This window comes from Bradyrhizobium betae (genome assembly GCF_050632175.1).
GTDB classification, from domain to species: Bacteria; Pseudomonadota; Alphaproteobacteria; order Rhizobiales; family Xanthobacteraceae; genus Bradyrhizobium; species Bradyrhizobium betae_B.
On sequence record NZ_CP192576.1, the window covers coordinates 7,115,046 to 7,127,334 of the forward strand.

General features: G+C 64.6%; 11 protein-coding genes and 1 pseudogene. 5 read left to right on the top strand and 7 right to left on the bottom strand.

The features are described from left to right. Positions 1–481: 481 nt before the first annotated feature. The 4 genes from ACQ86E_RS34285 to mgtE form a co-directional block, all read right to left on the bottom strand. On the bottom strand, positions 482–1,429 hold the full coding sequence (locus ACQ86E_RS34285; protein ID WP_431203678.1) for a hypothetical protein: 948 nt from the start codon (positions 1,427–1,429) through the stop codon (positions 482–484). A gap of 49 nt (positions 1,430–1,478) precedes the next feature. Next, positions 1,479–2,297, bottom strand: coding sequence for an aldo/keto reductase (locus tag ACQ86E_RS34290; RefSeq protein WP_431203679.1), 819 nt, complete (start codon positions 2,295–2,297; stop codon positions 1,479–1,481). 144 nt (positions 2,298–2,441) lie between these two features. Beyond that, positions 2,442–2,744, bottom strand: a complete 303-nt coding sequence (locus ACQ86E_RS34295; RefSeq protein ID WP_431203680.1) for a helix-turn-helix domain-containing protein — start codon at positions 2,742–2,744, stop codon at positions 2,442–2,444. A 195-nt stretch (positions 2,745–2,939) separates the two neighbouring features. Continuing rightward, complete coding sequence (gene mgtE / locus ACQ86E_RS34300; protein ID WP_431203681.1) at positions 2,940–4,361, bottom strand: magnesium transporter; 1,422 nt, start codon at positions 4,359–4,361, stop codon at positions 2,940–2,942. An 82-nt stretch (positions 4,362–4,443) separates the two neighbouring features. Between mgtE and ACQ86E_RS34305 the strand changes: the two genes are divergently transcribed. Both ACQ86E_RS34305 and ACQ86E_RS34310 read left to right on the top strand, forming a co-directional pair. Beyond that, positions 4,444–5,250, top strand: coding sequence for a polysaccharide deacetylase family protein (locus ACQ86E_RS34305; protein ID WP_431203682.1), 807 nt, complete (start codon positions 4,444–4,446; stop codon positions 5,248–5,250). A 161-nt stretch (positions 5,251–5,411) separates the two neighbouring features. After that, positions 5,412–6,659 (top strand): polysaccharide deacetylase family protein, encoded by a 1,248-nt coding sequence (locus tag ACQ86E_RS34310; protein ID WP_431203683.1) that lies wholly within the window; start codon positions 5,412–5,414, stop codon positions 6,657–6,659. A 4-nt stretch (positions 6,660–6,663) separates the two neighbouring features. Here the strand turns inward: ACQ86E_RS34310 and ACQ86E_RS34315 are convergent, their stop codons facing one another. Further along, positions 6,664–7,038, bottom strand: coding sequence for a hypothetical protein (locus ACQ86E_RS34315; RefSeq protein WP_431203684.1), 375 nt, complete (start codon positions 7,036–7,038; stop codon positions 6,664–6,666). Positions 7,039–7,300: 262 nt separating this feature from the next. Here ACQ86E_RS34315 and ACQ86E_RS34320 point away from each other — a divergent pair, with 262 nt between their 5' ends. Both ACQ86E_RS34320 and zigA read left to right on the top strand, forming a co-directional pair. Continuing rightward, positions 7,301–7,573: a hypothetical protein gene (locus tag ACQ86E_RS34320; protein ID WP_431206634.1), complete on the top strand. Its 273-nt coding sequence runs from the start codon at positions 7,301–7,303 to the stop codon at positions 7,571–7,573. A 219-nt stretch (positions 7,574–7,792) separates the two neighbouring features. Beyond that, positions 7,793–9,022, top strand: a complete 1,230-nt coding sequence (gene zigA / locus ACQ86E_RS34325) for a zinc metallochaperone GTPase ZigA (RefSeq protein WP_431203685.1) — start codon at positions 7,793–7,795, stop codon at positions 9,020–9,022. Here the strand turns inward: zigA and ACQ86E_RS34330 are convergent. Then, positions 9,019–10,287 (bottom strand): ABC transporter substrate-binding protein, encoded by a 1,269-nt coding sequence (locus ACQ86E_RS34330; RefSeq protein WP_431203686.1) that lies wholly within the window; start codon positions 10,285–10,287, stop codon positions 9,019–9,021. The two genes, zigA and ACQ86E_RS34330, sit on opposite strands and share 4 nt — an antisense overlap. A 92-nt stretch (positions 10,288–10,379) precedes the next feature. Next, complete coding sequence (locus tag ACQ86E_RS34335; protein ID WP_431203687.1) at positions 10,380–11,066, bottom strand: DJ-1/PfpI family protein; 687 nt, start codon at positions 11,064–11,066, stop codon at positions 10,380–10,382. 92 nt (positions 11,067–11,158) lie between these two features. On the opposite strand from ACQ86E_RS34335, the pseudogene ACQ86E_RS34340 reads away from it, so the two are divergent. Next, a pseudogene (locus ACQ86E_RS34340) lies at positions 11,159–12,098 on the top strand (GlxA family transcriptional regulator). Positions 12,099–12,289: the final 191 nt, after the last annotated feature.

Below are 12,289 nucleotides of genomic sequence, written 5' to 3' on the forward strand. Positions count from 1 at the left end.
AGGAAAACCGCACAGCAGCATACAGGTGTCGCCGATCACTCGGCCTTCCCTGCGCGATGGTTGGACGGCATATGCCGCGCTCTCCCGGGAGCCGAACTTTCCTTCTGGCCTCCCTCGCCCCGCGAATTGACGATGCCGTCCGCCCGGTTGGGCTCGCGCACATCTCCGCAAAGGGCTTGACCGTAGCAACGACGGCCAGGACCACACGGTTTTGCCGTACGCTTCAGCGCCGCTCGTCCGCACGTGGCCTCGGGCTCACAGGGACTACCCGCCCTGCCCGCACCTTTCGCGCACGACGCTGCCGCGTCCACCGCAGGCCCGGCTCGCATATCGTGACGACGTACGATCGCCCCTCAAGGATGAGCCGGGATGGCCGACATATACGACAATTCCGAATTTCGGTAAAGCGGAATATTTTCGCGAGAATGGATTGACCTGGAGTTTGGGTGTTTTGCCCGTCGGGCAGCGGTAGCCCTTGTAGCTACCCGCCGAAATCCCGCGGGCTGAACGGCAGGTCCATCACCTTCCATTCCTCGTACAGATTGGCCGGCAGCATCTTGTAGGGCTGGCAGGATTCGAGCGCGCTCATCGCGGACTTCACGATCGCGACGCCCTTGGCGGAGGGCGGGGCCTGGATCAGGATCGGCGGGCGCGCCAGCGTGCCGTCGGTGGCGAACACCGCACGCAGCTTGATGTTGACGTTGTCGGTCGGTGAAACACCCGCCGGAAGTTTTGCGCAGCTTCTCAGGTGGCGACGGAGTTCGGCGATGACTTCGGGCGGCAGCTTGGCGGCAATTGAATCCTTGGCGTCGCCACCGTCGTCCTTGGGAGAGTCCTTCGGTTCAGGCGGCAATTCCGGAGGCAGACCGAGCAGGACGCCGTACTTGACGGTGACGTCCGGCTGCGGCGCCTGATAGGCCGGCGGCGGCGCGGATTGTGGCTCGGGCATTGCGGCAGGTGCCGGCTGGGCCTGCTGGGGCGGAGGAAACTGCGGTGGTGGCTGTTGCGCCGGCGGAGGTGAAGGCTGCTGCTGTGGCTGTGGTTGCGGCCGCACATTGGCCTCACGCTGCTTTGGCGGCTGCGATTGCGGTGGCTGTTTCTGCGGCGGTTCTGGAGCCGCCTTCTGTTGCGCTGCCTGGGAGGCTGCCTGCTGCTTCTGCTCCGCCTTCTCGGTGACATCGAGCTTCGGCAGCTTGAGGTCGACAGGCGGCTCCGGCGGCTTTTCCTTCACCTCCTCGTTGGCCTTCTCCTCAGCCTTGGCCTCCTCCTGCTTCACCTGCTCCGGTGTGACGATGTCGACCGACACGGTTTCAGGCGGCGCGGCGTGAAACGGATGCACCTCGCTGATCACGATGATCAGCCCGACGAGCGTCAGATGCGCGATCGCCGACGCTGCAATGTCCGTTCGTATGAGCTTCCGCAGTTCCATCGCCCGATCTTGGGTTGCCGCCGCGGTCCTACCATACCCCGGCCGCCCCTCAATCCCATTTTGGCGCGAAACCATAGTCGGTGAGACGGCCCTTCGGACTGGCCAGCGCGGCGATCCTGGTCATCTCGTCGTCCGAGAGCTCGAAATCGAAGATCTCGATGTTTTCCGACAGGCGTTCGACGCGCGAGGTACGCGGGATCGCGGCGACATTCTGTTGCACCAGCCAGCGCAGGCAGATCTGTGCCGGTGTCTTGTGGTGGGCACGGCCGATTTCGCCAAGCGTCTGGTCGGATTTGATGCGTCCCCTGGCAATCGGGCTGTAGGCGACCAGCGCGAGACCATGCTGGTCGCAGGCCGCCTTCACCTTCGCCTGGTCGAGATAGGGATGGTATTCGACCTGGTTGCAGACCAGCGGCTCCGGGCACAACGCCACCGCTTCTTCGATGAGCGCCACCGTGAAATTGGAGACGCCGATGTGGTGCGTCAGACCCATGCGCTTGGCATGCGCCAGCGCGCCAAGCGTCTCCGCCAGCGGCACGTGCGAATTGGGCCAGTGCAACAGCAACAAATCGACCGACGAAAGCCGCAGCCGGACGAGGCTCTCCTTGACCGAGCGCTCGAGATCGTGCGGCGTGAAATGGCTGGTCCAGACCTTGGTCGTGAGGAAGATGTCGTCGCGGCGCACGCCAGAGGCGCGCAGGCCGTCGCCGACCTCGCGCTCATTCTCGTAGACCTGCGCCGTGTCGATGTGGCGATAGCCGAGCCGCAATGCCTGCTCGACCACGCGTCCGCAGGAACGCCCGCTCAGCTCCCAGGTCCCAAGCCCGATCGCCGGTATTCTTGCGCCATTGGCCTCGACGAACAGCATGAGGAAACCTCTCTGTTGTGGTCGTCCCAAGCATCATCCGGGCGTCATTATGGACCCGGTCCGCGACACTGCCAACGGACGCCGCAGCGATCGGCCCGGATATTCAGCGCAATACTAACGGGAGGTGTGCGTCAGGCCTTGACGTCAGGCTTTGGCGAGCGCCTGGAACACGGTCTCCGGCGCATGTGCGATCACGGCGAGCAGCGCGCGGGCCGGTCCCCGCGGAGCGCGCTTGCCCTGCTCCCAGTTGCGGATGGTCTCGACGGGGACGCCGAGTTTTGCCGCGAACTCCATCTGGGTGAGGCAGGCGCGGCGACGCAGATCGCGGACCGCGAGCGGGCTGGCATCCGCCGGCACTGCGTTGGCTGCAGGCTGGATTGGAAACTCCTGCCCATCCCGCAACTCGACAACCCGTCCGTCAGCCTTCAGCCGCACACGCATGCTCATTCCCCCAAGCGGGCGTGATCATGCGGCAGGCCGCTTAAGTTCGGATTAAAGATGATGGTGGTCGTGCTCCGCTACCCACTCCCGTCATTGCGAGGAGCTCTTGCGACGAAGCAATCCAGACTGCCGCCGCGAATTCTGGATTGCTTAGCTGCGCTCGCAATGACGTGGAGAGAGCACGTACCTCCCAAACCGGCCTTACCTCAACCCGAACCACAACGTGGCGATGCCGAGGAAGGAGAAGAAGCCGACCACGTCGGTCACGGTGGTGACGAACGTCCCCGACGCCACCGCCGGGTCGGCCCTGACGCGCTCGAGCGCCATCGGAATCAAAATGCCGCCGAGCGCACCGGCGACGAGGTTGACGATGATCGCAAGCCCGATGACGATGCCGAGGCCCGGGATCTTGAACCAGGCCACCGCCGCGATGCCGGTGATCACGGCGAAGGCAAGTCCGTTGACGAGGCCGACCATGCCTTCGCGCATCACCACGCGCCAGGCGTTGAAGGAGCCGAGCTCGCGGGTCGCCAGCGCCCGCACCGCGACCGTCATGGTCTGGGTCGCCGCATTGCCGCCCTGGCTCGCCACGATCGGCGCCAGCACGGCGAGCGCGACCATCTTCTCGAGCTGGCCCTCGAACAGGCCGAGCACGGAGGATGCGAGGAACGCGGTGGCGAGATTGACCAGCAACCAGTTGAACCGCGCGCGCGCGATGGTGAACACGGTGTCGGAGAGCTCTTCGTCGCTGTTGACGCCGCCGAGCGCCTTGAGGTCCTCGTCCGCCTCTTCCTCGATGACGTCGACGACGTCGTCGACGGTGATGACGCCGACGAGGCGGTCCTGGGTATCGAGCACCGGCGCTGCGACGAGATTGTACTTGCCGAACATGCGCGCCACCTCCTCCTGGTCCTCCAGGACTGAGACGCGGCGGCGGTCCTCGTCGGTGAGTTCAGTCAGCGGCACCGGTCGGCGGGCGCGGAGCAGGACGTCGAGCGAGACCGCGCCCAGCCAATGCTGATCCTTGTCGACGACGTAGATCTCGTAGAAGCGATCGGGCAGATCGGGCGTATCGCGCATGTAGTCGATCGCCTGCCCCACGGTGAAATCCTGGGGCACGGCGATAAACTCGGTCTGCATCCGGCGGCCGGCCGAATTCTCCGGATACAGCAGGCTGCGCTCGAGCGCGACGCGCTCCTTCAGGGGCAGCTTTTCGAGGATCTCCTCCTGCTCGTCCTCGTCGAGGGTCTCCAGCAGTTCGACCGCGTCGTCGGATTCGAGTTCGCGGACGCCCTCGGCCACCGTCTCCGGCGGCAGCTCGTCGAGGATCTCCTCGCGCACGGCCTCGTCGACCTCGTTCAAGGCGGAGAAGTCGAAGTCAGCGCCCGTGAGCTCGACCAGGCGGACGCGGTCGTCGGGGGCGAGAGCGCCGATCAGATCGCCGAGATCGGCCTCGTGCAGCTCGGCCACGCAGGCGCGCAGCGATGCGCTGTCGCCGGCCTCGATCGCATGGGCAATCTCCGCGACGAATTCGTGCCTGATCTCGCCGTCTTCATTGCGCATCGGCACGTGGTCGAGTACCGAGGCCTCGGCGGATGAGGCGCCGTCCATATGTTCATCCATGGCGCGCCTCGCCGTTTGACAGGTTGGAACGGTGGTCTGGGCTGATGGTTCAGGCAATACCCACAAGGCAACAGCCAGCGCAATGACAAAGATGCTTCGACTGAGGTGGACCTCGATCGCGGCGGGCGCGGTCCTCGCGGCCGTCGCCGGCATTGCCTCGGCCGGGGCCGCGGACTGTCCGCGCAAGGGCGCACTGGGAACCTCGCGAATTCTGAGCGTCGATGCGAAGGCCACGCCGCGCGTGGGCTTGAAGAGCTTTCCGCAGACGCTGGCGCTCGCCGATCACGAGGTCGTGCTGACCTTCGACGACGGCCCCAACCCGCCGACGACGTCGAAGGTGCTGGCGGCGCTGGCACAGGAATGCGTCCGCGCGACCTTCTTCCTGATCGGCCTGCACGCCTCCGAGCACCCCGACATGGTCAAGCGCATCGCGCGCGAGGGCCACACCATCGGCCACCACACCTGGTCGCATCCGTTCATGGCGCGGATCCCGTTCGACAAGGCGAAGAGCGAGATCGACCGCGGCATCGCGGCCGACGAAATGGCGCTGAAGGGCGTCTCGACGACGACGCCCTCGACGCCGTTCTTCCGCTTTCCCTATTTCGAGTCGACTCCGGCGCAGCTCGACCTGCTGCAATCGCGCGGCATCGTCGTGTTCGGCGCCGACCTCTGGGCCAGCGACTGGAACGAGATGACCCCGGAGCAGGAACTGAAGCTCGTCACCGAGCGCCTCGCCGCCGCCGGCAAGGGCATCATCCTTTTCCACGACCCCAAGGCGCGCACGGCGGCAATCATGCCCGCCTTCCTGCAATACCTCAGAGACAACGGCTTTCGCGTGGTTCACGTGGTCCCGGCCGGCGCATCACAGAAGAACGCCGACGCGCGTTGATGCCGGAATGTCACGCCGGCGCAAAATGGGGTGATTTGGGCCCTATTAACGATCTGTTCATGCTACGCCATGCAAACATGGAGGGGATATTGCGCCTGAACCTTTCCTGGGCGTCTCCGACCACCTAATGGCGGCCATCCGTATGAGGGCAGACGGGGTTCATGATCGGAAGTAGCGTTGTTGTCCGGACGCGATCGTGGATCGTCCTCTGTCTCGGATTGCTGACCGTCGGCACACCGGCGGCGTTTGCAGGTGATTGCCCCGGCCATCCGGACGCGCTCGGGACGTCCCGCACGCTCGTCGTCGATCCGCGCGAGCATCCGCGCATCGGCACGATGCAGTATCGCGAGACGCTGCCGCTGAAGGACCACGAGGTCGTGCTGACCTTCGACGACGGTCCGCTGCCGAAATATTCCAACCAGATCCTCAAGATGCTCGACGACGAGTGCATCAAGGCGACCTTCTTCATCATCGGCGGCCAGGCCAAGGCAAACCCGGAAGGTGTGCGCAAGCTGGTGGCGGCGGGCCACACCGTCGGCACCCACAGCATGAACCATCCGCTGACGTTCGACAGGATGCCGATCGAGAAGGCCGAGGCCGAGATCAATGGCGGCATCGAGTGGACCTCAGCCGCGATGACCGATCCGTCCAGGCAACTCGCGCCGTTCTTCCGCATTCCCGGCCTGATGCGCGCCGATGGCGTCGAGAACTACCTGATCTCGCGCGGCATCCAGGTCTGGAGCGCCGACTTCCCCGCCGACGACTGGCGGCATGTGTCGTCCGACCGCGTCTACCAGCTCGCGATCCAGCGACTGGAGGCCAAGGGCAAGGGCATCCTGCTGCTGCACGACATCCAGGCCCGCACGGTGGCGGCGCTGCCGAAGATCATCCGCGACCTCAAGGCGCGCGGCTATCGTATCGTGCATGTGGTGCCGGCGACCGCCGAGCTGCCGGCGACGCCGACCACGCCGGTGGAATGGCTGCTGCATCCGCCGACCGAGACCGTTCCGATCGCGCGCTGGCCGGCCGTGCCGAATTTCGTGTTCACGCAGACCCCGACGCTTCCGGCGCCCAGCCTTGCCGACCTCAACGCACAGGCCGGGCACCAGCCGCTGCTGCCGCGCAAGACCATTGCGCAGGCGAATGTCGCGGCCACCCTGCCCGTGCCGGGCCGCGATCTGTTTGCGATCCCGGAAGGCTCGATCGAAGTGTTGCTGTCGACGACCTTATCGCGGCGCGCCGCGGCGCGGATGGCGATGGCTGCCCAGGCGCCGCGTGCGGCCAGGGGCAAGGCTGGCAAGCCTCACACAGCTCACGCTACCCACGCCGCGCCGAAGCATACGGCCCAGGCCAAGGGCACGACGACCCGCCCGACTCGCGTCGCGAACAGCGTCAAGAAGCGCGCTTGAACCGTTACTGCCGCATGATGTTGGCGACGCAGAGCAGTACGATCAGCGCCAGGAAGAACAGGTCCATATAGGACTTCAGCTCGCCGTCCCGCCGCAGCCGGGCCACGTCGGTCACCACCTGCTTGCGCGCGTTCGTTCCGCCCGCGCCGTCATTGATCGGGGCCTGCAGGCGCTTGGTCTCGGCCTCCAGCTTCTCGATCTTCTGGAAGAAGTAGAACGCACGCAGCGTCGAGGCCGCGCGCATGCCGCTATAGACCAGCACCAGGATCGCGATGATCGCCCGGTTCTGGTACTTCTCCATGAAGTTCAGGCTGAAATAGACCATCGTCATGAACGCGAAGTTGGTCATGAAGCGGTAGACGAAGCTTAGGAAGACCATGCTGGCTCCGGCCTTGAGCGGTATCACCGTCTGGCTTTGCGGAATTCAGGATCGAGGATTGCAGGCCGGAGCAGCCGGCCTACAGGTTGCGCGAGGCCCGTCTACGCCAACTTTGTTTCAACAAAGATACGATCGCCCGCGCATGGGCCTTTTAGCCACGCGCCGCCATAATGCAAGCGAGCACGCGACCATCATCGCGTTCCGCCGCAGCGGCGCGATGAAGATCTCGACGGAAGCTGCGGTATACTGGCACAGCCACCGCATGTGGGGTCTGCCGATGCCGAAAAAGGGAATCACGGGCCACGACGACTGGGTTCTGACCGAGGCCCTGGCAACCGCGCTGGTCGCGCTGGAGCAGCTCGAAGCAAAACATCAGCCGAGCGCGCATATGGACGATATCCGCAAGATGCTGGCGAACGGCAAGGAGCCGTCGGCGGTGAGCCTTCACCTCGCTCAGGCCAAGTGCCGGCTGTTCCCAGCCTCGGATCCGCTGGAGATCTACCGGGAATACGGTATCGGCGAGGAATACGGCTGAGGGCTCGCGCATCGCTTGGGCGTGTCGTTGTCGTGCATCCGCGCGCCGAGACCTCTGGGACGATGATGATGAGACACTCCAACACGTCCGGCTGAACCGCGAAAACCACTTGACGCGCGCGTCCTCATCAAATGTAATGTTATAACATTACATCTTCGGTCCCAATGTCCTCTTCTCCGCGTCGTCGCCCTATCCCGTTGAAAAGGCTCTTCGATCTCCATGCAAAAACTCCCCGTCACCGTCTTGTCCGGCTTCCTCGGTGCTGGAAAGACAACTTTGCTGAACCACGTCCTGAACAACCGGCACGGCCTGAAGGTGGCTGTGATCGTGAACGACATGAGCGAGGTGAACATCGATGCGGATCTGGTCCGCGATGGCGGTGCGAACCTGTCCCGGACTGACGAGAAGCTCGTCGAAATGACGAACGGCTGCATCTGCTGCACGCTGCGCGACGACCTCCTGAAGGAGGTGCGCGCTCTCGCGGCGAGCGGCCGCTTCGACTATCTCCTGATCGAATCCACCGGCATCTCCGAGCCGCTGCCGGTCGCAGCGACCTTCGATTTCCGGTCCGAGGACGGCGACAGCCTGTCCGACGTCGCGCGTCTCGACACCATGGTCACCGTAGTCGACGCCGTGAATCTGCTCAGGGATTATTCGTCGACGGATTTCCTGGAGCAGCGCGGCGAGGCTCTGGAGAACGACAAGCGCACGCTGGTCGATCTCCTCGTCGAGCAGATCGAGTTTGCCGACGTGATCGTTCTCAACAAGGTCGATGACGCCTCGCCGGCACAACGCGAGGCGGCGCGCAAGATCATCCGCGCGCTCAATCCGGACGCGGACCTGATCGAAGCCAACCACAGCCGGGTCGCGTTCGATCGTATTCTCGACACCGGCCGGTTCGATTTCGAAAAGGCGCAGCAGCATCCGCTCTGGTTCAAGGAGCTCTATGGCTTTGCGGACCATGTGCCGGAGACCGAGGAATACGGCGTCACCAACTTCGTCTATCGCGCGCGCCGGCCGTTCGATCCCGAAAGATTCGACAAGTTCGTCAGGGAGCCCTGGCCCGGCGTCATTCGCGCCAAGGGCCATTTCTGGCTGGCGACGCGTCCGCAATGGCTCGGCGAAACTAGCCAGGCCGGCTCGATCACGCGCACCGAGGCGCTCGGCTTCTGGTGGGCGAGCGTGCCCGCGGAACGATGGCCCGACGATCCGTCCTGGCGGAAGCAACTGCGCGCGAACTGGAACGACATCTATGGCGATCGCCGCCAGGAGATCGTGTTCATCGGCGCCGGCATGGACGAGGGCTCGCTCCGCACCCGCCTCGACGCCTGTCTCGTCCCGGGCAAGCCGGCGATGAACGTCGCGGAATGGGCCAAGCTCGCAGACCCCTTCCCGGTCTGGCGCCGCGCCGATGAAATCGCCGAGGCGAAAGCGGCCGAGGCTCGCTAGTTCGCCGCAGCCTTGAGCAACGGGCATTCGCTCTGGCTCAGAGGAAGAAAGGCGTCGTCGGCGGAAATCTTCTCGACGACTTTGTAGTAGTCCCAGGGGGTCTTGACGTCCGCGGGCTTCTTGGCCTCGACCAGATAGAAATCGTGGACGAGCTTGTTGTCGGCGCGCAGCCGGGCGCCACGCGCGTAGAAATCGTCCACGGGCATTGCGCGCATTTTCTCGAGCACCGCGTTGGTCTCGTCCGTTCCAGCCGCAGTGGCCGCTCTCAGATAGTGCAGCACGGCGGAGTAGACGGAGGCCTGCGGCGCGGTCGGCATGGCCTTGTGGAGTTCGTAGAACCTCCGGCCGAACGCGCGCGTCTCATCGTTCAGGGCCCAATACCAGGCCGTGACGGTCGATAGCCCCTTTGCAGTTTCGGAGCCCATGGCGTGCACGTCGGTCAGAAACATCAGCTCGGCGACCGCTTTCTGCGCCCCCGCCCCCATGCCGAACTCATTCCATTGCTTCATCGAGGTCACGAGCTGTTCGCCGGCATTGGCAAACGCGACCACCTTGGCCTTCGAAGCCTGGGCCTGCAGCAGGAACGAGCCGTAATCGGCGTTTCCGAGCGGATGAAACACCGCGCCGAGCGACTTTGCGCCGGTTGCGGACAGCACGCGCTGCGACACCTCCACCATGTTGCGTCCGAACGCATAGTCGGCCGCGATGAAGAACCAGCTGTCATATCCCTGCGACACCAGCCGTCCAACCGATCCGGTGACCAGACTGTAGTTGTCGTGCAGCCACATCAGGCCGGTGCGCGAACATTGCTTGCCACCGATCTCGGTGGTGCCGACGGCCGCGTAGATCACGATCTTGTTCTTGTCGCGTGCGAGCGACTGGATGGCGAGGGCCACCGCGGAATTTCCGACATCGGCCACCATGTCGACACCGTCGACGTCGAACCATTTGCGAACGATCTGGGCGCCGATGTCCGGCTTGTTTTGATGGTCGGCGAAGACGATCTCGACCTTGATGTCGGGCTTCTCCTTCTGGAAGTCCACGATGGCCAACTTGGCCGCGACGACAGAGCCCGGTCCGGAATTGTCCGACAATGGGCCTGACTGATCGTTGATGATGCCGATCTTGACCACCCCGCCGGAGAACTCTGCAGCCGCGCTTCGTTCACTGAGATTGATGGGGCCCAGCATCATGACGAGTCCAAAGGTCAACCGGCCAAGTGCGACGCGCGATGACTGCAGCTTCGTGATACGACAAGGCGCCATTGCCCCCTCCATTCCAGCATCGCGACGCATGTTCGCGATGACCTGCCCCAACGATCCCAACCTCCGACCGCCAACCTGGAAAGCGTGCTTCGCTATCCCTGCAGACCGACGACCTTCCTGACGAACTCCAGCCGTCGCGCCTGCGCAGGTGCGACCCGCTCCTTCATGGCTGCGACGATCGCAGCCGGCGCCGTATCGGGCGAGCCGGCCTCGAACGGCGGGGCGGGATTGTATTCCATGCGGAGTTGAATCATCTCCGCGGCTGCGCGGCCCCTCAACATCGCGACCAGGGTGAGCGCGAAGTCGATGCCGGCGGTGATGCCGCCCCCGGTGATGCGATTGCGATCGATGCAGACCCGCTCGCGCGACACCGATGCCCCGAAGAACGGCAAGGCCTCCGTAGCCGTCCAGTGCGTAGCCGCGCGAAAACCCTGCAACAGGCCGGCTGCACCAAGCACCAGCGAGCCGGTGCAGACAGAGGTGACGTATTGGGCGCCCTTCTCCTGCCTGCGCAGAAAGGCGAGGACGTCCTCGTCGAGCATCAGCTCATCGGTCCCGTAGCCGCCGGGAACGCAGATCACGTCGAGCTGCGGGCAATCGGCGAACGTGATCGTCGGCGTCAGCGCAATCACGGAATCGCTCGGCACCGGTTCGATGCGTTTCCAGATCAGATGCACGTTCACGTCCGGCAGGCTGGAGAAGACCTGAGCCGGACCCGTGAGATCGAGTTGGGTGACGCGGGGAAAAACCAGAAGGCCGATCTGCAACGGACCCGACATATCCAACCTCGACATCGCGCTTGACGGTTGCAGCCTGCCATGTTGGCCTAAGGTGCGGAAACGGCGTAATTCCCTCATTTTTGGACGCGTCCATGATCGGCTTCCTGATCTTTCCAGAATTCCAGTTGCTGGACGCGGCCGGCCCGATCTCGGTGTTCGAAATCGCCAGACGTCACGCACCGGACGCGCCGCAGATCATCACGATCGCGGCCAAGGCAGGCGCGGTGCGCAGCTCGTCGGGCACCGAGATGCTGGCGCGCAACCTGCGTGCGGCCAGCGCCGTCACGACGCTCTTCGTCGCGGGCGGAGAAGGCGTCGAGGCCGCGGCACGCTGCAAGACGACGATCGCGTTCATTCGCAGACTGGCGAAGCGTGGCGTGCGTATCGCCAGCGTTTGCAACGGGGCTTATCTGCTTGCCGAGGCGGGACTGCTGGATGGCCGCTGCGCGACGACGCACTGGTGCTGCGCGCGCGACTTCACCGGGCGCTACCCGAACGTCAGGCTCGAGCCGGACCAGATCTTCATCCGGGATGATCGGGTGTGGACGTCGGCCGGCATCACCGCCGGGATCGATCTTGCGCTCGCCATGATCGCCGAGGATCACGGCGAGGAGATCTCGCAGGCGACCGCCCGGCAATTGGTCCTCTATCATCGCCGCGGCGGCGGACAATCGCAGTTCTCTACCTTGCTCGAGCTCAAGACGCCGAACGGCCGCTTCGGCGGCCTGTTGTCCTGGATGCGCGAGAATCTGGATGCGCAGCTCACGGTCGACGCACTTGCCGAGCGGGCGGGCTTGAGCTCACGGCATTTCGTCCGCTCCTTCATCGCCGAAACCGGCTCCACGCCGTCCAAGGCCCTCGAGCCGATTACGAGTCGAGGTCGCACGTGAGCGGGTGCAGTCCTCCGGCGAGGCGATCGAGCACGTCGCGCAAACCACCGGCTTTCGCGATCCCGAGCGGATGCGCCGGGCCTTCATCCGCGCCTTCGGTCATCCGCCGCAGTCGCTGCGGCGGTCGGCGCGGAGTGCGTGAGAGAGGGCGAATCGAGAGAGGCATCCGCGAATGGACGAGATGGCCGCCCCGATCGCGCCTGTCGCGCGCCGACCTCGCGCGGCGCGCAACGCCAAATCGGGACGAGCCAGCGCTGGTCCTGGGCAAAAATTCAGAAAAACTGAGGGATATCAGCCAATATTGGCTTTTGGTGCGCTCGGAGGGACTCGAAC